This window comes from Methylobacterium sp. D53M (genome assembly GCF_053345625.1).
Genome location: NZ_JBKFAL010000004.1, coordinates 17359 through 42559 on the forward strand (window position 1 = coordinate 17359; position 25201 = coordinate 42559).

A 25201-nucleotide genomic window follows, 5' to 3' on the forward strand; every position below is an offset into this window, starting at 1 on the left:
GGCAAGGAGATCCGATGCGCTACACCCTCGGTTGCAGCCTGTCCTACAACATCCTCTCGGACACCACCTTCATCTTCAATTTGGAGGTGGCGAAGCTGAAGAGCGTCGAGATCCTGAGCGAGAGCCTGGTCCTGACGCCGAACCTCAAGCGCGATCTCTACACGACCCCCGATCTCCAGAACCGCTATCTCGCGGTCAACGTCCCGACCGGTCAGTTCGCGCTGGAGTACAATGCCGAGGTCGACCTGACCGTGCACCGGGCCGACCCGGCGACCGTCAACGAGACGCCCATCGGGCAACTGCCCCTCGACATCCTGCCGTTCCTGCTGCCGAGCCGGTTCGTCTCATCGGACCGGCTGACGCCTTTCGCACTCGCCGAGTTCGGGGCGCTCCCCAAGGGCCACGCGCGCGTGAACCAGATCTGCAACTGGATTCACGACCACATCGCCTACCAGCCCGGCTCCAGCGACGGCGAGACGACCGCCCACGAGTCGCTTCTGAAACGCGCCGGCGTCTGCCGCGACTTCGCGCATATCGGCGCCGCCTTCTGCCGGGCGCTCGGGATCCCGGCCCGGTTCGTGAGCTGCTACGCCCACGGCCTCGTCCCGAGCGACTTCCACGCGGTGTTCGAGGCCTATCTCGACGGGCGCTGGTGGCTGTTCGACGCCACCCGGCAGGCTGACCTCGACGGGCTGGTGCGGATCGGCGTCGGGCGCGACGCCGCGGAGATCGCCTTCTCGACGCCGTTCGGCAACATGCAGCCGGTCAATCAGCAGGTCCGGATCCAGCGCGCGGACGGGCAGGGCAGCCCGATGCCGCGCACGGTGGACGCCATCTCGACCGAGATCCCGGCGCCGCACGCCGGAGCGGCCTGAGCGCGGATCCGGCCGGGATCACGTCGTCCTGTGATCCCGTGATCCCGGCCGCGCCGCAGCGAAGCGGGTGCCGGTGCAGGACGCCCGATCCCGGCCTGCGTCGGCGAAGAGCGGCACGCGGGCTCCATTCGATCAGGCCCGCGACGCCGCCACGAACGCGCGCCGGACCCACCGTTCCGGCGAGCGAGGACGGCGCGGCGCGCAAGCAGATTGGCGCGCGGGACCCGCCGCGGCGGCGGCGCGACATGTCGTTCCGCCCGTCGGTCGGCGTATTGCCGGCGCCGGTCCCGCGCAGAAATAGTGATAGAGCGACTTTCCGGGTGCCGGATTGCCGCGTCCCGCCCGGACCATGGCCGGAAGACCCTCGGCTTCTCCGAAGACAAGTTGCGTCTCGGAGAAGCGTCTCGTCAGCGCCGCGCCATTGTCCTTCATCTTGTCGTCGCCGCCGAAATGGCCGCAAGCGTGGCTGTGGCGGGGTCGCAACACCGTAAAACGATCCCCGCTCCGCCCCGAGACCTGCCCGTAAACGCCGCGATCCCGCCATAGTCCGGGCCCACCTCAACATCCGCGGTAAACGGCAAATTCGACAACGGTTTACCGTTCGGAAACGAGGACTTCCCGAGCACGCGGACGGATCTCCCGGCGCCTCGCGAACGGCGACGCGCCGCGGTTCAACGCACCCTCGGGATCGGCTGCGAAGGCTTGGTCTGAAGTCATGGTGACGCGTTTGAACGACAAGTCGAAGCTGCCGAGTCGCCACGTCACGGAGGGGCCCGACCGCGCCCCGCACCGCTCCTACCTCTACGCCATGGGCCTGACCCGTGAGCAGATCCACCAGCCGCTGGTGGGTGTCGCCTCCTGCTGGAACGAGGCCGCGCCCTGCAACATCTCGCTGATGCGCCAGGCGCAGGCGGTGAAGAAGGGCGTCGCCGCCGCCAACGGGACGCCGCGCGAGTTCTGCACGATCACCGTCACCGACGGCATCGCCATGGGCCATGGCGGCATGCGCGCGTCGCTGCCGTCGCGGGAGGTCATCGCCGACTCGGTCGAGCTGACCATGCGCGGCCACGCCTACGACGCCCTCGTCGGCCTCGCGGGCTGCGACAAGTCGCTGCCCGGCATGATGATGGCGATGGTCCGGCTGAACGTGCCCTCGATCTTCATCTACGGCGGCTCGATCCTGCCCGGCTCGTTCCGCGGCAAGCCCGTGACCGTCCAGGACCTGTTCGAGGCGGTCGGCAAGGTCGCCGTCGGCGACATGAGCCTCGAGGACCTCGACGAGCTGGAGCAGGTCGCCTGCCCTTCGGCCGGCGCCTGCGGCGCGCAGTTCACCGCCAACACCATGGCGACCGTCTCCGAGGCGATCGGCCTGGCGCTGCCCTACTCGGCCGGCGCCCCGGCCCCCTACGAGATCCGCGACAAGTTCTGCGCCACGGCCGGCGAGAAGGTGATGGAGCTCCTGGAGAAGCGCATCCGCCCGCGCGACATCGTCACCCGCAAGGCGCTGGAGAACGCCGCCACGGTGGTGGCGGCCTCGGGCGGCTCCACCAACGCGGCGCTGCACCTGCCGGCGATCGCCCACGAGTGCGGCATTGAGTTCACCCTGTTCGACGTGGCCGAGATCTTCCGGCGCACGCCCTACATCGCCGACTTGAAGCCCGGCGGGCGCTACGTCGCCAAGGACATGTTCGAGGTCGGCGGCATCCCGCTGCTGATGAAGACGCTCCTCGACCACGGCTTCATGCACGGCGACTGCCTGACGGTCACCGGCCGCACCATCGCGGAGAACATGGATCGGGTGACCTGGAACCCGGACCAGGACGTGGTCTATCCGGCGAACCGGCCGATCACCCCGACCGGCGGCGTCGTCGGCCTCAAGGGCAACCTCGCCCCCGAGGGCGCGATCGTGAAGGTCGCCGGCATCCCGGCCGAGAAGCAGGTTTTCACCGGCCCGGCCCGCGTGTTCGACGGCGAGGAGGCCTGCTTCGCGGCCGTGCAGGCCCGCAGCTACAAGGAAGGCGACGTCCTCGTGATCCGCTACGAGGGCCCGCGGGGCGGCCCCGGCATGCGCGAGATGCTGTCGACCACCGCGGCCCTCTACGGCCAGGGCATGGGCGACAAGGTCGCGCTGATCACCGACGGGCGCTTCTCGGGCGCGACCCGGGGCTTCTGCGTCGGCCATGTCGGCCCCGAGGCCGCCGTGGGCGGCCCGATCGGGCTGCTGCGCGACGGCGACGTTATCACCCTCGACGCGATCCAGGGCACGCTCAGCGTCGCCCTGTCGGACGCGGAGCTGGCCGAGCGGCGCAAGGCCTGGACCGCGCGGCCCAACACCGCGACCTCCGGCTACCTCTGGAAATACGCGCAGGGCGTCGGCCCGGCCCTGTACGGCGCCGTCACCCATCCGGGAGGTGCCAAGGAGACGCAGAGCTATGCGGACGTCTAGGACTGACCTCAGCCGGCGCAGGGCGCCGGCCGGGGCCGATCCCGGTCGGTTCCGGTCCGTCGGCCGGCTCGCGGTCGCGACCTGGGCGCTCGCCCTGGTCGCGCTGCCGGTCGCGCCGTCGCGCGCCCTCGACGCCAATGTCCGCACGCCCGTGCAGGTCCCGGTCGCCGACAAGAGCTACCGCTCGGCCAAGGACGCGCTGCGCGCCGGCATGCGCGAGTACAATGCCGGCGACAAGCAGGGCGCCGCCCGCGCGCTGGAGTACGCGGCCGGCCAAGGCCACGCCCTTGCGCTGTGGAAGCTCGGCCGGATGTACGCCGACGGCGACGGCGTCCCGCACGACGACCTGAAGGCGTTCGAGTTCTTCTCGCGGATCGCCGACGCCAGCACCGACGACGGGCCCGATCCGCAGAACTCGGCGGTCCTGGGCAGCGCCTTCACGGCGCTGGGCACCTACTTCCTGGAGGGGATCAAGGGCACCTACGTGCGCCCCAATCCCGAGCGCGCCTACGACATGTTCAACTACGCGGCGTCCTACTACGGGGACCCCAACGCGCAGTACAATCTCGCCCGGCTCTACCTCGACGGCACCGGCGTCGAGGCCGACCCGCGGCAGGCCGCGCGCTGGTTCAACCTCGCCGCCGAGAAGGGCCACCACCCGGCGCAGGCGCTGCTCGGCGACATGCTGGTCAACGGCCTGGGCGGCATCCCGGTCCAGCGGGTGCGCGGCCTGATGTGGCTCTCGCTCGCGCGGGAAGGTGCCGAGAGCCGCAAGGACGACTGGATCGTCGCCCTCTACGAGAAGAACTGGGCGGCCGCCAGCGAGGACGACCGCGCCGAGGCGCAGACGCAGCTCCAGACCGTGGGCTCGATCCGCAAGCGGCGCTGAGCCGCCCTCGACTGTGCAAGCGGCGCTGAGCGGCCTCAGCTCTTCGCCGCGGCGATCGCCGCGGTGAAGGACGGCCGCTCCAGCGTCGCCGCCACCCAGTCGGCGAGCTTCGGCCACCGGGCGCCGTCGACCGCGACCTTGGCCAGCCGCAGGTTGTGAAACGGCGCCGCCACGGCGATGTCGGCGATGCCGAACCGGCCGCCGACGAGGTAGGGCCCGTCGATCTGCGATTCGAGGTAGTCGAACAGCGGCGGCAGAGCCGTGTCGACGGTCCGCTGCGCCAGGGCCTCGTCGCCCTCGACCTTGAACAGGCGGGGCTTGAGGAAGCGCTCGACGAACGGCACCAGCACCTGCCGGGTCAGCTCGCACTCGCCGAACTTGTCGAACCAGCGGGCGCGGGCGGCGTCCCGCGCGTCCTCGGGGATCAGCGCGGGCGCCGGGTGCAGCCGCTCGAGATAGTCCACGATGGCGCTCGAATCGGCGAGGCGATACCCGGCATCCTCCATCGCGGGGATCTTCCCCATCGGGCTCGCCGCCCGGAAGCCGGGATCCTGCGCGTGGAAGCCGACCGGGCGGTGTTCGAAGGCGACGCCCTTCTCGTAGAGCGCCGCGAGCACCTTGCGCACGTAGGGCGACACGCTGCTGCCGTAGATGATCATCGTCGTTCCCCCAAATCGCGGCTCTAACCGGCCGCCAGCTCCGCCGTGACCGGCACGTGGTCCGACGGCTTGTCGAGCCCGCGCATGTGCTTCTGGACCGAGGCCGAGACCAGGCGGTCGCCGGCCTGGGGCGAGAGCAGCAGGTGGTCGATGCGGATGCCGGCATTCCGCTGCCAGCACCCGGCCTGATAGTCCCAGAAGGTGTAGAGCCCGTCGCGCGGGTCGCAGGCGCGCAGGGCGTCGGTGTAGCCCTCGGCGAGGATCGCCCGGAACGCGGCCCGGGTCGTCCCGAGGAACAGGGCGTCCGAGCGCCACGCCTCCGGATCGGCCGCGTCGGCCGCCTCCGGGATGACGTTGTAGTCGCCCGCCAGCGCCACCGCGATCTCGTCGTCCAGCAGCGCCCGGGCGTGGAGCCGCAGCCGCTCCATGAAGGCGAGCTTGTACGGGTATTTCGGGCTGTCCACCGGGTTGCCGTTCGGCAGGTAGATCGACGCCACGCGCACCGGGCGGGTGTCCGCGCCCGAGATCAGCGCCTCGATGTAGCGAGCCTGCTCGTCGGCGGCGTCGCCCGGCAGCCCGCGCCGAATCTCCGACATGGCCAGCGGCGCCCGGACCAGCAGCGCCACGCCGTTATAGGCCTTCTGGCCCAGCGTCTCGACCGCGTAGCCCGCTGCCTCGATGTCGGCGCGCGGGAAGGCCTCGTCCTGGCATTTCAGCTCCTGCAGGCAGACCACGTCGGGCCGCGCCTCCTCCAGGAAGCCGAGGAGGTGCGGGAGCCGCTGCTTGATCGAGTTGACGTTCCAGGTGGTGATCCGCATCGCCTCGCTTCCGGTCGCCGCCCGGCCGTCATCCGCGCTTCGCGTCGCGCTGACAAGGCCATCCCGGCGCAAGGACGGGGAAGTAGGGTCGGCGGATGAACTGGTTCGAGCCGGTATCGGCTTACTGCGAGCGGGGCGGGCCGGACTTCTGGGCCGAGCCCGCGAACGCGCTGTCGAACGCGGCCTTCCTGCTGGCCGCCGCCGCCGCGGCGCGGCGCGCCGCCGTGGCCGATCCGCCGGACCGGACCTGCCTCGGGCTGGCGGCCCTGATCGCCGTGGTGGGCGTCGGCTCGTTCCTGTTCCACACCCTGGCGGTCTACTGGGCGATGCTCGCGGACGTCGTCCCGATCGCGCTGTTCATCTACGCCTATCTCGCGCTGGCCCTCTCGCGGTTCCTGCGCTTGGCGCCGGTCCGGGTCGCGGCGGCGACGGGCGGCTTCGCGCTCCTCGGATTCGCGCTCACGCCCCTGCTCGACGGGATGACCGGCCTCGACGTCGCGCGGCTCACCAACGGCTCGGTCGACTACCTGCCCGCCCTGCTGGCGCTGTTCGGCGTCGCCTGGGCGGCCGCGCGGCGGCCGGAGGAGCGCTTCGTCGGGACCGGGCGGCGGCTCGCCGGCATCGGCCTGCTCTTCCTGATCTCGCTCGCGGCGCGAACCGGCGACCGGGCGGCCTGCGCGCTGCTGCCGACCGGCACTCATCCGCTCTGGCATGTGCTGAACGCCGTCGTCCTGTACGCCCTCGTGGCGACGGCGATCCGCCACCGGGAGACCGCCGGGTGACACGCCCCGCGGTCCCGGGCCAATTCCTTGCGGGCGGGGCGGAATTCTTGCAGAAGTGCGCCGCATCGGGCGCCCGGCCCATCGCGGTCGCCCGGGCACGGAAGGGGTCATGACAGTGAGCTTTCGCCTCGGGATCGCCGGACTCGGGACCGTCGGTGCGTCCGTTGTCCGGATGGTCGAGCGCCGCCGCGCCGCCTTCGCTGCGGCAGGCCTCGACATCCGCGTCACCGCGGTCTCCTCGCGCGACCGTGGCCGGGACCGCGGCCTCGACCTGTCCGGCATCGCGTGGTTCGACGATCCGGTGGCGCTCGCCCGGTCGGAATCCGTGGACTGCGTGGTCGAGCTGATCGGCGGCGCCGAGGGAGCGGCCAAGGCCGTGGTCGAGGCGGCGCTCGCGGCGGGCAAGCCGGTGGTGACCGCCAACAAGGCGCTGCTGGCCCGTCACGGCGCCGCCCTGGCCGCGCAGGCCGAGGCGAAGGGCGTGGCCCTCGCCTTCGAGGCGGCGGTGGCCGGCGGCATCCCGGTGATCAAGACCCTGCGCGAGGGCCTGCCGGGCAACGCGGTCTCCCGCGTCTACGGGATCCTCAACGGCACCTGCAATTACATCCTCAGCCGCATGGAGCGCGAGGGGCTGACCTTCGAGGCCTGCCTGAAGGACGCGCAGGCCCTGGGCTACGCCGAGGCGGACCCGACCTTCGACGTCGAGGGGTTCGACACCGCGCATAAGCTCGCGATCCTGACGAGCCTCGCCTTCGGGACCGCCGTCGACGCCGACGGCGTGTCGGTCGAGGGCATCTCCCGGGTGCAGCCCCTCGATCTGCGCATGGCGGACGAGCTCGGATACCGGATCAAGCTGCTCGGCGTCGCGCAGGCGACCGAGGCCGGCATCGAGCAGCGGGTCCACCCGACCATGGTGCCGAAATCCTCGGCGATCGCGCAGGTCATGGGCGTGACCAACGCCGTGACGATCGACGCGGACGCGGTGGGCGAGCTCACGCTCATCGGTCCCGGCGCCGGCGGCGAGGCCACGGCTTCCGCGGTGGTCGCCGACATCGCCGACGTGGCGCGCGGCGTGATCCGCCCGACCTTCGGCGTTCCGGCCGCGGCGATGCGCGCCAGCGAGCGCGTGGAGATGCAGCGTCACGAGGGCGGCTACTACATCCGCCTCACCGTCCATGACCGCCCGGGCGTCGCGGCCGGCGTCGCGCAGCGGATGGCCGAGCGATCCATCTCCCTGGAGAGCATCCTGCAGCGCCGCGTCGAGGGGCCGGAGGCCGATCCGCGCGGCCGCTCCGGCCGGCCGGTGCCGCTGGTGCTGATCACCTACGCGGCGACCGAGGGAAACATCCGCGACGCGCTCGACGCCATCGGCGCCGACGGGTTGCTGGCGGAGCCGCCGCAGCTAATCCGGATCGAGCGTGAATAACAGTGCATACGGTCGCGTGACCCCCCCACCCCTTGATGCAGGATAGTGGGCATTAGCGAACCGGCGTATACGCTGCGCGGCCGTCATCCGACGGTATCCATCCGGGATCCGACCCCAAGATCGGACCCGGCCAGAGGCAGGAAACCATGGAAGAGGCCCCCAAGCCGGCATCGCGCGGCGTCCCGCGCACGCTCGCCCTCGAATTGGCCCGCGTGACGGAGCGTGCCGCCATCGCCGCCGCCCGATTGCGCGGCCAGGGCGACGAGAAGGCGGCCGACCAGGCCGCGGTCGACGCGATGCGCGACGAACTCAACGGCCTGCCGATCCGCGGCACCGTGGTGATCGGGGAGGGGGAGCGCGATCAGGCGCCGATGCTGTTCATCGGCGAGCAGCTCGGTCTCGGGGAAGGGCCCGAGGTCGACATCGCGGTCGATCCGCTTGAGGGCACGACCCTCTGCGCCAAGGACATGCCGGGTGCCATCGCCGTCATGGCGATGGCCGAGCGCGGCTCGCTCCTCGCCGCGCCCGACGTCTACATGCAGAAGATCGCCATCGGGCCCGGCTACCCGCCCGGCCTCGTCGATCTCGACGCCAGCCCGACCGACAACATCGTGGCGCTGGCCCGGGCCAAGGGCGTCGACCCGAAGCAGATCACCGCGCTGATCCTCGACCGTCCCCGCCACGCGGCGCTCGTGGCCGAGGTTCGGGCGGCCGGCGCGGCGGTCCGCCTGATCTCGGACGGCGACATCGCCGGCATCATCTTCACGGCGAGCCCCGAGGAGACGGGCATCGACCTCTATCTCGGGACCGGCGCGGCGCCCGAAGGCGTGCTGGCGGCCGCCGCGATGCGCTGCATCGGCGGCCAGATGCAGGGACGCCTGATCCTCGACACCCCGGACCGGCGACGCCGGGCCGCCGAGATGGGCATCGAGAATCTGGACCGGAAATACGACCTGACCGATCTCGCGAGCGGCGACGTCATCGTGGCCGCCACGGGCATCACGGACGGGGCTCTTCTGCGCGGCGTGCGCTTCCGGCCGGACAAGATCCAGACCGAGACCCTGGTGTACCGGTCCGAGGCCGGGACGGTCCGCCGGATCCTCGGCGAGCACCGGCGCGGGCTGACCTGAACCGGCGGACCGCCGGTCCCGGACCGGCGGCGCTCGGGCGGTGGGCCCGGCCCGGCCTCAGTTCAGCACCACCACCTTGCTGCCGACGCCGACCCGGCTGAACAGGTCGATCGCGTCCTGATTGATCATCCGGATGCAGCCCGACGACACGCTCTTGCCGATGGAGAAGGGCTCGAGGGTTCCGTGGATGCGGAACAGCGTGTCCTTGTTGCCCTGCCAGAGGTACATGGCGCGGGCGCCGAGCGGATTGCGCAGACCGCCGGCGACGCCGAGACCGCTCTGCAGCTTGTCGACCTCGCTGGCGAGCTTCGGGCTGCGGGCGATCATCTCCTTCGGCGGATACCAGTCCGGCCACGCCTGCTTGGAATTCACCGTCGCGGTGCCCGACCACGAGAAGCCCTGCTTGCCGACGCCGACGCCGTAGCGGCGGGCCCGGCCGTTCGCCTCGACCAGGGTAAGCTGGTGGGCCCGTGGGTCGACGATGATCGTCCCCGGCTCGTAGGGACCGTGATAGGCGATCTCCTGACGGAGGAACGCGGGGTTCATCTTCTTGTAATTGAACGCCTGGACCGGGAAAACGTCGTCCGTGATCGGGCCGTAGATCTTGGCGTAGTCGATCGGCTCGTTGTCGGGCGCGCGGAGCACGGCCTTGGCCTTCGCGGCCTCCAGCGGCGATAGCCCCTCGGCCTGGGGCGCGCTGCCCCGGCGTGCCGGGACCGTCGGGTCCGTCTCCAGGTTGGCGGCCGGCGGCGGCGCGACCGGGGCCTGCGCGGCGGGCGTCGGGGGTGCCGGGCGCACGAAGTCGGTGCGGCCGGTATAGGGCAGGTAGCGGCCGCCTCGACGCACGTAGAGCGCGCCGTTCTGATCCTGGTAGAGCTGACCATCGTCGCCGAACCCGTCGATCCCGGCATCGCCCACGGGGCCGCGGCCCTGGGCGTTTGCGGCGGAGGCGAGGGCGAGGACCGTGAAGCCGGCCAGGAGAAGGCGACGGATCGGGGCGGACATGGTTCGAATTCCTCGGGAGGCGCCGCCGGGGCTTGCCGCGACGCGCAGGCGAGCGGGCCGGCACGAAGTCGCGGCACAGCTCATCCCGGGGCTTAGCAAAGGTCGCGCTTTACCGCCAAGTTGCCGACGGTCATCGAGGGCAACTTACAGGGTCTTCCGGGTCGTTTCTCGCCGCGTGTGTTGCCCTCGTGCAGCAACGATTTCGGCCGCGCCGCTCACCGATCCGTGAGGGCGCCGGGCGAGCGCCCGTTTACTCGGCACGCCTGCCTCGCCGAGCGGCAGCGACTCGGCGCCAGCGACTTGGCGGATTGCGGTTCGGCCGCGACGCCGCGACGGCCGAGCGATCCGGTCGGCGGGCGTCCGTCCGGGATGGCACGCTTGCTGCATTGCCCAGTCAGCCGCGCCTGCTGCGGCGGCGGAGCAACGACGCTCCAAACAGCGGACGGTGTGAGTCCGGATCCCCGGCATGAGCGACCGCACGGCGGTTCGCCCACTTACGACGAGCACCAGCTATGGCCAGCTTCAAAACGGTGATGAAGTCGGGTCACCCCCCGACGCTGTTCGCGGCATTCCTCTACTTCGATTTCTGCTTCGCCATCTGGGTCCTGAACGGCGCCATGGGCCCGTTCATCACCGAGACCTACAAGCTGACGCCGGCCCAGACCGGCTTCATGATCTCGCTACCGATCCTCGCCGGTGCGCTGATGCGCTTCCCGCTCGGCGTCCTGGCCCAGTATATCGGCCGCAAGAACGCCGCGATCACCGAGATGGTCGTGATCATGCTGGCGATGGCCTACGGCTATCTCTTCGTCTCCTCCTACAACGACGTGCTCGCCATGGGCGTGCTGCTCGGCATCGCTGGCGCGTCCTTCGGCGTCGCGCTCTCCCTCGGCTCCGGCTGGTTCCCGCCGGAACACAAGGGGCTGGCGATGGGCATCGCGGGCGCCGGCAATTCCGGCACCGTGCTGGCCGTGCTGTTCGCCCCGCCGCTGGCCCAGGCCTACGGCTGGCAGACCACCTACGCCTTCGCGGGCCTCGTGATGCTGCTGCCGCTGGCGGTCATGATCGTGCTCGCCAAGGAGCCGCCGGATTGCGAGCACCAGTCCTTCAAGGAGCACGTCTCCTGCCTGTTCACGAAGGACGGCTGGGCGTTCTCGCTGATCTACGTCATCACCTTCGGCGGCTTCATCGGCCTGTCGAACTTCCTGCCGACCTTCTTCTACGAGCAGTTCGCGGTGACGAAGGTCGAGGCCGGGCGGCTGACGATGCTGGCGGCCTTCATGGGCTCCGGCATCCGGATCGTCGGCGGCTACTTCGCCGACCGGATGGGCGGCATCGCGGTGCTGTCGGTGGTGCTGCTGGCGGCGATCGCGACCCTGCTCTCGCTGACCGCGACCCCGTCCCTCGCGCTCACGACGCTCCTGTTCATGCTGTGCTTCGCGGCGCTCGGCGCCGGCAACGGCGCGCTGTTCCAGCTCGTCCCGCTGCGCTGGCCCACCAACACGGCGGTGGCCGGCTCGATGATCGGCGAGATCGGCGCGCTCGGCGGCGCGATCCTGCCGAACGTCATGGGCCTGTCGAAGCAGTATACCGGCTCGTTCTCGCTGGGCTTCGTCGGCTACGCCGTCTTCACCGCGATCGTGCTCGGTTGCCTCGCCCTCTGGCAGCGCAAGTGGGTCGGGAGCTGGGTCGGGCCGCGCGGCAAGGCGCTCGGCAAGGCGATCGGCACCCCGACCGAGGCCGAGCAGGGTCAGCTCCGGCCCGCGACGGCCTGACCGGCGCCGCGGCGCCTCCCGGCGACGACCGACACGAGACGGGGGCCCGGGCGGCCCCCGTTTTCAGTTGCACCTCGTGGAATGAATTCACGTGCCGGATGCACGTCGGCGGTTGCCTTCCGCCGCGCGACGCGTTTGAATAATGCATTACGAAAGAGCGTCCGGCCCCTGAGCCGAGGCGCCCGGCGACCGCGCGAGGCGGCGCCCCCATGGGAGGAACGGTCGATGTCGAAGCGCTTCAGCGCCACGAACGGCGTGCTCGGCCTGCTCTGTCTGATGTACTTCATCACGTACCTGGACCGGGTGAACATCGCCACGGCCGGTGCGGAGATCATGCGCGATTTCGGCATGTCGAAGACCGATTTCGGTCTGATCCTGTCGGCCTTCGCGTACCCCTACGCGATCTTCCAGGTGATCGGCGGCTCGGTCGGCGACAAGTTCGGCGCCCGCCGCACGCTGCTGGCCTGCGGGGTGATCTGGGCCTCGGCGACCATCCTGACCGGCATGGTCGGCGGCCTCGTCAGCCTGTTCCTGGCGCGCGTCCTGCTCGGCTTCGGCGAAGGCGCGACCTTCCCGACCGCCACCCGCGCCATGCAGAACTGGACGGCGCCCGGCCGGCGCGGCTTCGCGCAGGGCATCACCCACGCCTTCGCGCGGCTCGGGAACGCGGTGGCGCCGCCGATCGTGGCCTTCCTGATCTACCATTTCGGCTGGCGGACGAGCTTCGTCATCCTCGGCGCGGTGAGCTTCGTCTGGGTCGCGATCTGGTGGCTGTACTTCCGCGACGACCCGTCCGAGCATCCGGCGATCACCGAGGCCGAGCTCGCGACGCTGCCGCCGCCCCGTCAGGTCGGCGCGAAGCAGAGCGTCCCGTGGGGTGCCCTGACGCGCCGGATGCTGCCGGTCACCGTCACGTATTTCTGCTACGGCTGGACGCTGTGGCTGTTCCTCGGCTGGCTGCCGAGCTTCTTCAAGGAGAACTACAGCCTCGACCTGAAGAACTCGGCCCTGTTCGCCTCGGGCGTGTTCTTCGCCGGCGTCGTCGGCGACACGGTCGGCGGCATGCTCAGCGACTCGATCCTGCACCGTACCGGCAAGGTGAAGCTCGCGCGCCTGTCGGTGATCGTGATCGGCTTCCTCGGGGCGGCCGCGAGCCTCGCGGGCGTGTTCATGACCCGGGACCTGACCCTCGTGGCGCTGCTGCTGTCCTCCGGCTTCTTCTTCGCGGAACTGGTGATCGGACCGATCTGGTCGGTGCCGATGGACATCGCGCCGAAATACGCCGGCACCGCCAGCGGCCTGATGAACACCGGCTCCGCCGTGGCGGCGATCGTCTCGCCGATCGTCTTCGGCGTCATCGTTGACGTGACCGGGAGCTGGACGCTGCCCTTCGTCGGCTCGATCGGCCTGTGCCTGCTCGGCGCCGCGCTGGCCTTCACGATGCACCCTGAGCGGGAATTCGTGGATCCCGTCACGCCGTCGGTCGGCCCCGCGGCCACCGTCCCGGCCGGGGAGTAGCGCGCGATGGCGGAGACGATGAAGCGGTCGGGTCCCCTCGCCGGGATGCGGGTGATCGAGCTCGCCCACATCATGGCCGGGCCGGTCTGCGGGCTGATGCTCGCCGACATGGGTGCGGAGGTGATCAAGGTCGAGAAGAGGGAGGGCGACGACACCCGTCGCACCGTCCCGCCCGCCCTCGAGGGCGAGAGCGCGGCCTACATGATGATGAACCGCGGCAAGCGCGGACTCAGCCTCGACCTGAAGGATCCGGACGGCGTCGCGGTCCTGCGGCGCCTGCTCAAGGGCGCGGACGCCCTGATCGAGAACTACCGCGGCGGCACGATGGAGCGCCTCGGGATCGGGTACGAGACCCTCAAGGTCGAGTTCCCGGAGCTGGTCTACTGCTCGCTCTCCGGCTTCGGCCGCACCGGTCCCTACGCCGACCGGGCCGGGTTCGACCTCGTGGCGCAGGGCATGAGCGGCCTCATGTCGGTGACCGGGGAGGGGCCCGGGCGGCCGCCGATGAAGTGCGGGCCGCCGGTCACCGACATCACCGCGGGCATCCTGGCCGCCATGGGCATCCTCGCCGCCTACGCGAACCGGCTCCGCACGGGCCGGGGCCAGGCGGTCGACACGTCGCTGTTCGAGGCCGGCATCACCCACACCTACTGGCAGTCGGCCATCGCCATGGCGACCGGGATCGCGCCCGGCCCCATGGGCTCGGCCCACCCGCTGAACGCGCCCTACGAGGCCTTCGAGACCGCCGACGGCTGGATCACAATCGGCGCGGCCAACCAGACCAACTGGCTGCGCCTGCTCAAGGCCATCGGCGCCGACGACCTCGCCGAGGATCCGCGCTTCGCGCTCAACCGCGACCGGATGGCCAATCGGCACGCGCTCGCCGCGACCCTCGCGCCGATCTTCCGGGCCCACAGCTCGGCCGAGTGGCTCGCGAGGCTCGAGGCCGGCGGCGTCCCGGCCGGCCCGGTCCTCGACGTGAACGCGATGCACCGGGACCCGCAGACCCTCGCCCGCGAGATGGTGGTCGAGGTCGATCACCCGCGGGTCGGCCGCATGAAGACGCTCGGCCTGCCGGTGAAGTTCTCCGAGACACCGGGACGCGTGCACGGGCCGGCCCCGTTGCTCGGCGAGCATTCCCGCGCGATCCTGGCCGAGGCCGGCTACGCGCCGGCCGAGATCGACGCGCTGATCGCGCGGGGCGTGGTCCGCGAGACCGCGGCCTGACGCCGCCACCCGGAGACCCGCGCATGACCGCCAAGCCCGCGACCGACGAGTTGCTGTTCACCACCGACGAGGCCGGCATCGCCCGCATCGTCCTGAACCGTCCGCAGGCGCGCAACGCGCTGACCTTCGCGATGTATCAGGGCCTGATCACCTGCTGCGAGGCGATCGCCGGGAACCCCGCGGTCAAGGCGCTGATCATCACCGGCGCGGGCGACAAGGCCTTCGCGGCCGGGACCGACATCGCCCAGTTCCGCGACTTCAGCACCGCCGAGGACGCGCTGGGCTACGAGCGCTTCATGGACAGGGTGCTGGGCTCCCTGGAGCGGCTGCGGGTGCCGACCATCGCGGCGATCGCCGGCGCCTGCACGGGCGGCGGCGCGGCCATCGCGGCGGCCTGCGACCTGCGCATCGCCACGCGCGACGCCCGCTTCGGCTTCCCGATCGCCCGCACCCTCGGCAACTGCCTGAGCCAGGGCAACCTCAAGCGGCTCTCCGGCCTGATCGGCCCGGCGCGGGTCAAGGACATCATCTTCACCGCCCGCCTCGTCGGAGCCGAGGAGGCGCTCGCCATCGGCCTCGTGGGCGAGGTGGTCGACGATCGGATCGCGCTCACGGAGCGGGTCGATACGCTGGCCCAGCTCTTGGCCAACCACGCGCCGCTTACCATGCAGGCGACCAAGGAGGGGCTGCGGCGGCTCGCCGAGGAGGAGGCCGGCGCCGAGGGCGCGCCGCATCCCGGCGATGACCTGATCCTCATGTGCTACATGAGCCAGGATTTCCGCGAGGGCATGGAGGCCTTCCTCGGCAAGCGCCCGCCCAACTGGACCGGACGCTAGGGCCGCGTCGGAGGGTGTTGCGACGGTCCGGAGAGAAGGCGTCTTCGGTGTCGAGACAGAGGCGCCATGCCCCCTTCCCCGGGCTGGAGAGGGTTGGGGTGAGGGACGAGAACGTTCAGGATCAAGCGCGCGATCCTCCGTCGACGGCGCGCGCCTCGTCCGGAGAGACCTGATCCCTCACCCTGTCCCTCTCCCGCGCGGGAGAGGGGATCCGCGCCTCGTGCGGAGCGGGAACGGCGCTGACCGCGCCGCTCAGCCCGGCAGCGCGCAGACATCGATCCAGTCGGCGCCGGTCAGCTCGGCCATCCGCGCCGGCGCGATCCGCACCGAGCTGTGGGTGCTGCCGGCCGCCGGCACCACCTCGTCGAACGCCCGCAGCGAGACGTCGCAGTAGACCGGCAGCGGCGTCGACAGGCCGAAGGGGCAGACGCCGCCCACCGGATGGCCGGTGAGCGCCTCGACCTCGCCGAGGTCGAGCATCCGCACCTTGCCGCCGAAGGCAGCCTTGGCCTTCCGGTTGTCGAGCCGCGCGTCGCCGCGCGTCACCACCAGGGCGACCTGATCGCCGACCCGGATCGAGAGCGTCTTGGCGATCTGGGCCGGGGCGACGCCGTGGCCCTCCGCCGCCTCGGCAACGGTCGCGGTGCTGGTCTCCAGCACGATGACCGCGATGTCGGGCGCCTTCTCGGCGAAGAAGGCGCGCACGGAGGCGAGGCTCATGGTTCGGTCCGAAGCTCGGGATCGGGGCGGGGCGGCGCGCGCTGCCATAGGCGGCTCCGGTCGCGCCGGCCAGCGCGCCGACGCGGGCCGCCGCTGCGCGGGACGCGGCGCTCGCGCGACCGCCTCCCCACGCGCGACAGGCCCCTCTCCGGGCGGAGAGGGGCTTGCCTCGCACGGGCCGGGTGGATCGAGCTACCGCGTCGTCGTCAGCAGCAGGTCCGGCAGCCACATCGCGATGCCCGGCACGAGGCACAGGATCAGGATCGCCACCGCCATCAGGATCACGAAGGGCAGGGTGCCCCAGATGATGTCCGAGAGCGGGATGTCCGGGGCGATGTTCTTGATGACGAAGATGTTGAGGCCCACCGGCGGGTGGATCAGGCCCATCTCCATGGTGATCGTCATCACGACGCCGAACCAGACGAGGTCGAAGCCGGCGGCCTTGAGCGGCGGCAGGATGATCGGCGCCGTCATCAGGATGATCGAGACCGGCGGCAGGAAGAAGCCGAGCGCGATCACCAGCGCCAGGATGGTCACCAGCAGCACCCACGGCGAGAGCTGCATCGCGACGATCGCGGCGGCGGCCGACTGCGAGATGTGCAGGTAGCTCATCACGTAGGCGTAGAGCAGCGACATGCCGATGATCAGCATCAGCATGGTCGATTCCCGCAGCGTCGCCGTCAGGATCGGCGTGACGTCGCGGAAGCGCCAGACGCCGTAGATCGCGGCGATCAGCGCCAGGGCCATCAGCCCGCCGAGGCCCGCGGTCTCGGACGGTGTGGCGTAGCCGCCGTACAGCGCCACCATCACGCCGGTGAGCAGGACCACGAAGGGCAGGACCCGCGGCAGCGTCGAGAAGCGCTGCGCCATGCTGTACTGCTCGTCCGCCAGGATCGGCGAGGCCGGCCCGCCGCGCTCCAGGGCCACCTTCGCGGCGGCGTATTCAGAGCGGAACCGCACCATCGACCACGCGGCGAACAGGCCCACGAGCAGGAGCCCCGGCCCGATGCCCGCGAGGAACAGCCGCCCGAGCGACTGCTCGGCCGCCACCGCATACAGGATCATGGTGATCGATGGCGGCAGCAGGATGCCGAGCGTGCCACCCGCCGCGATGATCCCGGCCGCGAAGCCCGGCGAGTAGCCGCGCTTGCGCATCTCCGGGATGCCGGCCGAGCCGATCGCCGAGCAGGTGGCCGGGCTGGAGCCCGCCATGGCGGCGAACAGCGCGCAGGCGAAGACGTTGGCGATGCCCAGGCCGCCCGGGATGCGGTGCATCCAGGCGTGCATGGCCGTGTAGAGATCCTGGCCGGCCTTGGACCGCCCGATGGCCGCGCCCTTCAGGATGAAGAGCGGGATCGACAGCAGGGTGATGGAGGCCATCTCCTCGTAGACGTTCTGCGCCACCGTATCGAGGGAGGCGCCGGGCATGAACGCCACCATGAAGGCGAGCGCCACGAAGCCCAGCGCGAAGGCGATGGGGATGCCCGAGAGCATCGCCCCGAGGGTCGCGCCCGCGTACAGGAAGCCGATCGCGGCCGTGCTCATCGTTCAACCTTCGCGGAAACGGTCTGACCCATCGGGTCCGGTCCCCGGGGCGCGACCTCGGCCGCCCCGTGCATGTCGCGATTCACATCGGCCCCGAGCCCGATCTTGGGCTGTGCCCAGCCTGCAGCCCGGGGCCCGTAGGCGAGGGCCTCCGCGATCTGGAGGACGAACTGGACGCACAGCAGGCTCATGCCGACCGCCATCAGCGTGTAGGGGATCCAGAGGGGCGGCCCCCAGGTCGATTGCGAGACCTGCCCGTCGACCCACGCCTCGTGATCGAGGGACCAGCTCTTCCAGGCGAAGAACAGGCAGAAGGCGAGGCTGACGACGTCGGCCAGCAGGAGCCGGATTCGGTTGGCGGCGGGCGGGAGGAGGCCGGTCAGGGCCTCGATCGCGACGTGCCCGCGCTTGGCCTGCACGCCGGCCGCCGACAGGAAGGTGGCCCCGATGATGAGGAACACCGCCATCTCGTCCTGCCACTCCGTCGGCTCCTTCAGGAGGTAGCGGACGACGACGCTGTGGGTCAGGACGAGGCAGGCTGCCACCAGGCAGAGGCCGCCGACTGCCAGGATCACCTTGTTCAGGAGGCGCATGCCCCGATCGAAGGTGCCGAGGAGGCCCGGAAGGCGCGGTTCCTCGGCCCCGCGCGCCTCCGGAGCGGCCGTGGCCGCGTCGAAGCCGTGGCTCACGCGACCTGCTCCGCGAGCTTCAGCAGTTCCGCGCAGTTCGCGTTCTTGGCGGCGTAGTCCTTCCAGGCCGTGCTGCGGGCGAGATCACGCCACTGGCCGAGTGACTTCTCGTCAACCTGGACGACCTTGGCGCCGGCCTTGGCGAAGATCTCCTCGACGCGGGTGTCGTCCTCCTTCGCGCCGGCCTGGCCGAAGGCCTCGAGCTCCGTGCCGACCGCCATGATCAGGTCCTGCTGCTCCTTCGGCAGGCCCGAGAACACGATCTTGGACATCATGATCGGCTCGAGCATGAACCAGTAGGAGCGCTCGCGCCCCGAGGTCAGCGCCTTGGACAGCTCCTCCAGGCGGAAGGAGATCAGGCTGGTGGATGAGGTGATCACCGCGTCGCAGGCGCCGGTCTGCATCGCCGCGTAGGACTCGTTCGACGGGATCGAGAGGGTGGCCGCGCCGGCCTCCTTCATCATCATGTCCATCTCGCGCGAGCCGCCGCGAACCTTCATCCCCTTGGCGTCGGCCGGCGCCACGAGGGCGCGCTCCCGGCTCGCGACGCCGCCGGCCTGCCAGACCCAGGAGACCAGGATGATGCCCTTCGCGTCCAGGATCTCGGTGAGCTTGCGGCCGACCGGGGCCGCCTTCCACGCCACGGCCTGCGCGTAGGACGTCACGAGGGCGGGCATCAGGCCGATATTGAGTTCCGGAATCTCGCCGCCCGCGTAGGGGCTCGGGTAGAGCGACATGTCGAGTGCGCCCTTGCGCATGGCGCCGAACTGGGCGTTCGTCTTCATCAGCGAGGAGCCCGGGTAGACCTGGACGTCCAGGGCGCCCTTCGAGCGCTCGCCGACCATCTTGGCGAACTTCCGGCACATGCGGTCGCGGAAATCGCCCTCGTCGATCGTGCCGCCGGGGAACTGGTGGGACAGCTTCAGCGTCGTGGCCGCCTGCGCGCTGTTCAGGCCGAACCGCAGGATGGCCGGTGCCGCGAGCGTGGCCGCGATCAGCGATCGACGAGTTGGCGTCATGGAGCTCTCCCGCACCGCAAACAACGCGGCGTAATTTTGTGCGCTGCAATAGTGCGGCGCCTCGTTGTATGCATGGAAAACCGCCTTGTATATTTTGTCAATGCTCCAGCATAATGTCCGCGCGTGCCGAACATCCGCCGGCCTCAAGGGCGGGACGGCGCGCGACCCGTTCATCGGGGGAGGGAACGGCGGCATGAGCCACGCGCAGCGGCTGCGGCAGCGAATCGAGGATGAGATCGTCTCCGGCGAGCTCGCCTTGGGATCGCGACTCGACGAGAACCAGCTCGCGGCCCGCTTCGGGGTCTCGCGCACGCCCATCCGGGAGGCGCTGCTGCAGCTCGCCGTCACCGGGCTGGTGCAGACGAAGCCCCGGCGGGGAGCGATCGTCAGCGCGCCCGAGCCGCACCTGCTGCTCGCCATGTTCGAGACGATGGCGGAGATCGAGGCGGCCTGCGGCCGTCTCGCGGCGCGCCGCCTCGTCCCCGAGGACGCCGCCGCGCTGCGCGCCGCGCTGGAGGGCTGCCGCGCCGCCCTGGCCACCGAGGACACCGAGGCCTACTACGCCGAGAACTACGTGTTCCACACCGTCGTGTACCGGGCGAGCCGGAACGCCTTCCTGGCGGAGCAGGCGCTGTCGCTCCATCGCCGCTTGGCCCCGTATCGCCGGCTGCAGCTGCGCGTGCGCCAGCGCCTGCCGCAATCGCTGGCCGAGCACGAGGCGATCGTCGCCGCGATCATCGCGGGCGACGAGGCCGGCGCCGCGGAGGCCCTCCGGGGCCACGTGATCGTCCAGGGCGACCGCTTCACCGATCTGGTGGCCGGACTGCGGGCACCGAGCGCCGCCTGAGCGGCGGGGGGCGCGTCGCCCGCGATAATTGCGTCGGCGGTCTGTCCGAATCCGGGCCCGGCCCGGGATCGTCCCTTCATCGCGTCCTAACCCTGCCGGCAGGTCGGACTGCGTAGGTGTTCCGCCCGACTCGACCATAAGTTGCAGTCCCGGCATTGTCGATCCGGAGCCGGGGATCGATCATGCTGAAGGACGTCGTCAGGAGCGCGGGCCGTCGCGCGGGGGTGGATATCTTCCGGGCCAGCCGGGAAGTTTTTCGCTGGAGCCACACGGTCCACGATTACTACCCCGTCGTGCCGTCCGCGCGCTGGTCGCCGGGCCGGGCGCCGCACGGCCAGCTCAAGGCGGTGCTCGCCCGGTCGCACGCGGCCTACGACAGCTTCCTCACGGAACTAGAGGCGCGGGCGGACCTGCTGCACAGCGTCCCGCACGACGCGCCCGTGACCGGTGCGGCGACGCCCCACTGGAACAACACGTGGTTCACCGCCCTCGACGGCGCCGCGCTGATGACGATGCTGGCCTGGAAGCGCCCGTCTCGGTTCTTCGAGATCGGCTCGGGCTGCTCGACCTGCTTCGCGCGGCACGCGATCGACACCCTGAACCTTCCGACGCGGATCACCTCAATCGATCCGATGCCCCGCCGCGAGATCGACGCGCTCTGCGACTGGACCGTGCGCAGCCCGCTGGAATCCTGTGATCTGAAGATCTTCGAGGAACTGAAGGCGGGCGACATCCTCTTCTTCGACGGTTCGCACCGCTCCTTCGCGAATTCGGATGTGACGGTGTTCTTCTTCGAGGTGATGCCGCGCCTCGCGCCGGGCGTGATCGTGCAGATCCACGACATCTTCATCCCGGACGACTACCCGTCCGCGTGGAACTGCCGATTGTACAACGAGCAGTACCTGCTGGCGGCGATGCTGCTGTGCGGCGCGCCGCCGTTCCGGGTGACCGTGCCGGTGATGTATATCTGCCAGGACCCGGCGATGAGCGCCAGGGTCAAGACGGTCTTCGCCGCCCGCGGCACCGGCCCCGACATCCCGTTTCTCTACGCGAACGATTCCCGCACGCCCGGCGCGTCGTTCTGGTTCGAGATGACCGGGACGCCCGGCTGATCGCGGGCGCGGTCTATCGCGGCTGCGGCTCAGGCAGTCTCGGCCGCACCGTAATTGGCGGCGATCACCGACTTCTTCCCGCGGATGTGCTCGCGCATCAGGACGGCCAGCGCCGCGCCGTCCCGGGCGCGCAGCAGCGCGATCATGCGCTCGTGCTCGGAGACGGCGCGGGCCCACTGCTCGGGGGTCTGGTGGGCGGAGTAGCGCGAGCGCTGGATTCGGCCGGACAGGCTCTCGTAGATGTTGGCGAGGATCGTGTTGCGGCTCGCCGCCATGATCCCCTCGTGGATGCGTCGGTTGTGGCTGAAGTAACCGGCCTCGTCGCCCGACTTCCAGGCCTCGACCATCGCGTCGTGGTCGACCACCAGGGCGTCGATGTCGGCGTCGGTGATCGTGCGGCAGGCGAGATCGCCGGCCGTCGCCTCGAGGCCCGCGATCACCTCCATCATCTCCTCGAGTTCGCCGTCCGAGATGCTGGCGACGCGCGCCCCGCGATTCGGGAGCAGTTCGAGCAACCCCTCCGTCGCAAGGATCTTGATCGCCTCGCGGAGCGGCGTCCGCGAGATCCCGAAGCGCTCGGTCAGCTCGCTCTCGTTGATCCGCGCCTTCGGCTCCATCTCGCCGGACCGGATCAGTTCGCGCATGCGCTCGGCGACCTCGTCGTGGAGGTAGCGGCGGCTGATGCCGATCCCGGGCTCGATTTTGTTCATGGTCCCCCGACACACGTCAGGTCAGTGCGACCTGTGGTCTATGTGTAGGTGCCCGGCAATGGAGTGTCGAGGCACGAGGGCCCGATCCAGCACGCGGGCCACATGTTCCGCCTGGAGACCCAGCCCGTCGTGGATCTGGTGACGGCAGCTCGTCCCGTCGGCCACCACGAGGTCGTCGGGCCCGGCGGCGCGCAGGGCCGGGAACAGCGACAGCTCGGCCATGGCGAAGGACGTCTCGATGGATTCCGGTCTGTAGCCGAAGGCGCCCGCCATCCCGCAGCAGCTCGATTCGATCACCCGCAGGTCGAGCCCCGGCACCGACCGGAGCACCGTCTCGACTGAGCCCATGACGCCGAAGGATTTCTGATGGCAGTGGCCGTGCAGGTGCGCGACCCGGCCGCCCTGATCGGCGAACGGCAGCGCGATGCGTCCGGCCGTCAGGTCGGCGGCCAGAAGCTCCTCGAACAGGAACGACTGCTTGGCCAGCAGCGCGGCCTCTTCGCCGGGCAGGAGCGCCGCGAACTCGTCCCGGAAGGTGAGCAGGCAGGACGGCTCCAGGCCGACGACCCTTGCCCCCGCGCGCAGGAACGGCAGAAGCGCGTCGAGGGTGCGGCGCGCCTCCTGGCGCGCCCGGTCGGTCTGGCCGGCGGAGAGCCAGGTCCGGCCGCAGCAGAGGGGGCGCCGCCCGCGCGACGGGTAGACCCGGTGCAGCCGGTAGCCGGCCGCCTTAAGCACCCGCTCGGCCGCCTCGAGATTCTCCCGCTCGAAGGCCCGGTTGAAGGTGTCGCCGAACAGGATCACGTCGCGGAAATCGCCCGCGACGTCCTGCGCGTGGGCGGGCTCGCCCTGCTCGCTCCAGGGCCGGCGCCAGCGCGGCAGCGAGCGCTTGGCCGAGAGGCCGGCGACGCGCTCCGAGAGGGCGGCGAGGGCCGGGTACCGGTCCCGCAGGTTGAGGAGCGGCGCCAGCCGCGCGGCGGCCCCGGCGTAGAGCGGCATCGTCGCGATCAGGCGCTCCCGCAGGGGCAGCCCGTGGCGGGCGTGGTAATGGTGCAGGAACTCGATCTTCATCTTGGCCATGTCGACGCCGGTCGGGCACTCGCGGCGGCAGGCCTTGCAGGAGACGCAGAGATCGAGGGTTCGCTTCATCTCCGGGCTGGTGAAGGCGTCCTTGCCGAGCTGGCCCGAGATGGCGAGCCGCAGGGAATTGGCCCGGCCCCGGGTCAGGTGCTGCTCCTCCCGGGTTGCCCGGAAGGAGGGGCACATGGCGCCGCCGACGAGCTTCCGGCAGGTGCCGTTGTTGTTGCACATCTCGACGGCGGAGCCGAAGCCGCCCCAGTCCGACCAGTCGAGGGCGGTCTTCATCGGCGCCGACACGGCGTAGTCCGGCTTGAAGCGGAACAGGCTGCGATCGTCGAATTTCGGCGCCCGCACGATCTTGCCGGGGTTGAGCCGGTTGTCCGGGTCGAACGCGTCCTTCACGGTCTCGAAGGCGCGGGTGAGCGTCGCGCCGAACAGCGGCTCGACGAATTCCGAGCGCGAGAGGCCGTCGCCGTGCTCGCCGGAGTACGAGCCCTTGTAGCGGCGCACCAGCTCGGAGGTCTCCTCCGCGATCGCCCGCATCCGCCGGACGTCGCCGGCCTCCTTCATGTCGAGGATCGGGCGGACATGCAGGCAGCCGACAGACGCGTGGGCGTACCACGTGCCGCGGGTGCCGTTCTTGGTGAAGACCTCCGTCACCGCGTCGGTGTAGTCGGCGAGGTGCTCCAGCGGGACGGCGCAATCCTCGATGAAGGAGACCGGCTTCGCGTCGCCCTTCATCGACATCATGATGTTGAGGCAGGCCTCGCGCACCTCCCAGACGGATTTCTGGCGCGCGGGCTCGACGACCTCCACGACGGCGTCCGGGAAGCCGTGATCGGCCATGCAGGTGTCGAGGCGCTTCAGGTCGCGCCGGAGCGACGCGAGGTCGTCCCCGGCGAACTCCGTCAGCAGAAGGCAGTTCGGCTTGCCCTTGGTGATGTCGGCGAGCGTCGTGCGGAACAGCGGGATATCGGCGCCGAGCACGAGGACGTTGTTGTCGACGAGTTCGACCGCCACCGGGTCCAGGCCGACGATGTGCCGCGTCGTCTCCATGGCCGCCCGGAAGGACGGAAAGTGGCACACGCCCATCACCCGGTGCGTCGGCAGGCGCGAGAGCTTCAGCGTCACCGCGGTGGTCGCGGCCAGCGTGCCCTCGGACCCGACGAGCAGGTGCGCGAGGTTCGGCTGGGCCTCGATCAGCGAATCGAGGTTGTAGCCGCCGACGCGGCGCTGAACCTTCGGGTAGCGCGCCGCGATCTCGGCGCGGTGGTCCTCGGCGAGGCCGCGCATCCGTGCGGCGAGCGCCGCGGCCCGATCCGAACCGTTCACGCCCGGATGCGCGTTTCCGGTCAGGCCGAAGCCGAAGGCCTCGCCGTCGTGGAGCAGCGCCTCGATCGCGAGGACGTTGTCGCTCATCTTGCCGTAGCGCAGGGAGCGGGCTCCGCAGGAATTGTTGCCCGCCATGCCGCCGATGGTGCAGCGGGTCGCCGTCGAGGGCTCGACCGGGAAGAACCAGCCGTCGGCCTTCACCCGGGTGTTCAGGCGCTCCAGCACCATGCCGGGCTCGACCGTGATCGTGCCGGCCTCCGCGTCGTAGGCCAGGACGCCGTTGAAGTACCGCGAGCAGTCGACCACGAGGCCGGACCCGATCGGCTGGCCGTTCTGCGAGGTGCCGCCGCCCCGCAGGATCACCGGGGCCCCGTGCTCGGCCGCGATGCGCAGGGTGGCGGCGATGTCGGCGGCGGAGCGCGGCAGCACCACGCCGGCGGGCATGATCTGGTAGATCGACGCGTCGGTGCTGTAGCGTCCGCGCGTGAAGGCGTCGAAGCGCGCCTCACCCTGGAGCTGCTCCGCCAGCCGGCGCGGCAAACCGGCCTCGAGGCGCGCCGCTGCACGCGGCGCCGGGGCATCCGCCCTCGCTTCCGTCACGATCGATCCCTCCCGAGATGGGACGCGCCCACCCGCGGGGAAATGTATTCAAAATTCACTGCGGCGCAAATCGGCCGCGGTGTCACGCTGGCAGCGGGCGGCCGGAGTCCTGTACTGCGCCGGGCCTCGCGGGCTGCCGCGAACCTCGCCCGGCGCGCGGCCCG

The 25201-nt window shown here is 70.7% G+C and carries 21 protein-coding genes; 12 read left to right on the forward strand and 9 right to left on the reverse strand.

The window, feature by feature from the left end; genetic code table 11:
• The first annotated feature begins 14 nt into the window (after positions 1-14).
• The 3 genes from ACLBYG_RS09220 (at position 15) to ACLBYG_RS09230 (ending at position 4210) form a co-directional block, all read left to right on the forward strand.
• The gene (locus ACLBYG_RS09220) at positions 15-875 is read left to right on the forward strand and encodes a transglutaminase-like domain-containing protein (protein WP_020091882.1); all 861 of its coding nucleotides are present in this window, start codon (positions 15-17) and stop codon (positions 873-875) included.
• 715 nt (positions 876-1590) lie between these two features.
• The gene (ilvD, locus tag ACLBYG_RS09225) at positions 1591-3321 is read left to right on the forward strand and encodes a dihydroxy-acid dehydratase (RefSeq protein ID WP_447681280.1); all 1731 of its coding nucleotides are present in this window, start codon (positions 1591-1593) and stop codon (positions 3319-3321) included.
• Entirely contained in the window at positions 3308-4210 is a 903-nt protein-coding gene (locus ACLBYG_RS09230; RefSeq protein WP_091927843.1) for a tetratricopeptide repeat protein, read from the forward strand. The genes ilvD and ACLBYG_RS09230 overlap by 14 nt, the downstream gene beginning before the upstream one ends.
• Positions 4211-4245: 35 nt before the next feature.
• Here ACLBYG_RS09230 and ACLBYG_RS09235 read toward each other — a convergent pair whose 3' ends face one another.
• Positions 4246-4869, reverse strand: a complete 624-nt coding sequence (locus tag ACLBYG_RS09235) for a glutathione S-transferase family protein (protein ID WP_020091885.1) — start codon at positions 4867-4869, stop codon at positions 4246-4248.
• Positions 4870-4892: 23 nt separating this feature from the next.
• Positions 4893-5687, reverse strand: a complete 795-nt coding sequence (gene xth, locus ACLBYG_RS09240; RefSeq protein ID WP_447681281.1) for an exodeoxyribonuclease III — start codon at positions 5685-5687, stop codon at positions 4893-4895.
• Between the two features lie 95 nt (positions 5688-5782).
• On the opposite strand from xth, the gene ACLBYG_RS09245 reads away from it, so the two are divergent.
• The 3 genes from ACLBYG_RS09245 (at position 5783) to glpX (ending at position 9025) form a co-directional block, all read left to right on the forward strand.
• Positions 5783-6469: a ceramidase domain-containing protein gene (locus tag ACLBYG_RS09245; RefSeq protein ID WP_447681282.1), complete on the forward strand. Its 687-nt coding sequence runs from the start codon at positions 5783-5785 to the stop codon at positions 6467-6469.
• 109 nt (positions 6470-6578) lie between these two features.
• The gene (locus ACLBYG_RS09250) at positions 6579-7895 is read left to right on the forward strand and encodes a homoserine dehydrogenase (protein WP_447681283.1); all 1317 of its coding nucleotides are present in this window, start codon (positions 6579-6581) and stop codon (positions 7893-7895) included.
• Positions 7896-8041: 146 nt separating this feature from the next.
• Positions 8042-9025, forward strand: a complete 984-nt coding sequence (gene glpX / locus ACLBYG_RS09255) for a class II fructose-bisphosphatase (protein ID WP_091677119.1) — start codon at positions 8042-8044, stop codon at positions 9023-9025.
• Between the two features lie 57 nt (positions 9026-9082).
• On the opposite strand, the gene ACLBYG_RS09260 is transcribed toward glpX, so the two are convergent.
• Positions 9083-10030, reverse strand: coding sequence for a L,D-transpeptidase (locus ACLBYG_RS09260; protein WP_447681284.1), 948 nt, complete (start codon positions 10028-10030; stop codon positions 9083-9085).
• 512 nt (positions 10031-10542) lie between these two features.
• Here ACLBYG_RS09260 and ACLBYG_RS09265 point away from each other — a divergent pair.
• The 4 genes from ACLBYG_RS09265 (at position 10543) to ACLBYG_RS09280 (ending at position 15386) form a co-directional block, all read left to right on the forward strand.
• A complete protein-coding gene (locus tag ACLBYG_RS09265; protein ID WP_020091891.1) occupies positions 10543-11805 on the forward strand; it encodes an MFS transporter in 1263 nt (420 codons plus the stop codon).
• A gap of 225 nt (positions 11806-12030) precedes the next feature.
• The gene (locus ACLBYG_RS09270; RefSeq protein ID WP_447681285.1) at positions 12031-13323 is read left to right on the forward strand and encodes an MFS transporter; all 1293 of its coding nucleotides are present in this window, start codon (positions 12031-12033) and stop codon (positions 13321-13323) included.
• A gap of 6 nt (positions 13324-13329) precedes the next feature.
• Positions 13330-14550, forward strand: a complete 1221-nt coding sequence (locus ACLBYG_RS09275) for a CaiB/BaiF CoA transferase family protein (RefSeq protein ID WP_447681286.1) — start codon at positions 13330-13332, stop codon at positions 14548-14550.
• Positions 14551-14573: 23 nt separating this feature from the next.
• Positions 14574-15386: an enoyl-CoA hydratase/isomerase family protein gene (locus tag ACLBYG_RS09280; protein WP_091677110.1), complete on the forward strand. Its 813-nt coding sequence runs from the start codon at positions 14574-14576 to the stop codon at positions 15384-15386.
• A gap of 252 nt (positions 15387-15638) precedes the next feature.
• Here the strand turns inward: ACLBYG_RS09280 and ACLBYG_RS09285 are convergent, their stop codons facing one another.
• The 4 genes from ACLBYG_RS09285 to dctP all read right to left on the reverse strand — a co-directional run bounded on the left by ACLBYG_RS09285 (position 15639) and on the right by dctP (position 19359).
• A complete protein-coding gene (locus tag ACLBYG_RS09285) occupies positions 15639-16106 on the reverse strand; it encodes a YbaK/EbsC family protein (RefSeq protein ID WP_447681287.1) in 468 nt (155 codons plus the stop codon).
• A gap of 192 nt (positions 16107-16298) precedes the next feature.
• Positions 16299-17651 (reverse strand): TRAP transporter large permease, encoded by a 1353-nt coding sequence (locus ACLBYG_RS09290; RefSeq protein WP_020091896.1) that lies wholly within the window; start codon positions 17649-17651, stop codon positions 16299-16301.
• Positions 17648-18340: a TRAP transporter small permease gene (locus ACLBYG_RS09295; RefSeq protein ID WP_447681288.1), complete on the reverse strand. Its 693-nt coding sequence runs from the start codon at positions 18338-18340 to the stop codon at positions 17648-17650. The genes ACLBYG_RS09290 and ACLBYG_RS09295 overlap by 4 nt, the downstream gene beginning before the upstream one ends.
• A complete protein-coding gene (gene dctP / locus ACLBYG_RS09300) occupies positions 18337-19359 on the reverse strand; it encodes a TRAP transporter substrate-binding protein DctP (RefSeq protein WP_020091898.1) in 1023 nt (340 codons plus the stop codon). The genes ACLBYG_RS09295 and dctP overlap by 4 nt, the downstream gene beginning before the upstream one ends.
• Positions 19360-19552: 193 nt before the next feature.
• Between dctP and ACLBYG_RS09305 the strand changes: the two genes are divergently transcribed.
• Together ACLBYG_RS09305 and ACLBYG_RS09310 are read left to right on the forward strand one after the other, a co-directional pair.
• Complete coding sequence (locus ACLBYG_RS09305; protein WP_020091899.1) at positions 19553-20206, forward strand: GntR family transcriptional regulator; 654 nt, start codon at positions 19553-19555, stop codon at positions 20204-20206.
• Between the two features lie 182 nt (positions 20207-20388).
• Positions 20389-21318 carry a class I SAM-dependent methyltransferase gene (locus tag ACLBYG_RS09310; RefSeq protein ID WP_447681289.1) on the forward strand — a complete coding sequence of 310 codons (930 nt, stop codon included), beginning with the start codon at positions 20389-20391 and terminating at the stop codon, positions 21316-21318.
• Between the two features lie 29 nt (positions 21319-21347).
• On the opposite strand, the gene ACLBYG_RS09315 is transcribed toward ACLBYG_RS09310, so the two are convergent.
• Together ACLBYG_RS09315 and ACLBYG_RS09320 are read right to left on the reverse strand one after the other, a co-directional pair.
• Entirely contained in the window at positions 21348-22028 is a 681-nt protein-coding gene (locus ACLBYG_RS09315; protein WP_020091901.1) for a GntR family transcriptional regulator, read from the reverse strand.
• Positions 22029-22049: 21 nt separating this feature from the next.
• On the reverse strand, positions 22050-25037 hold the full coding sequence (locus ACLBYG_RS09320; RefSeq protein ID WP_447681290.1) for an FAD-binding and (Fe-S)-binding domain-containing protein: 2988 nt from the start codon (positions 25035-25037) through the stop codon (positions 22050-22052).
• Between the last annotated feature and the right edge of the window lie 164 nt (positions 25038-25201).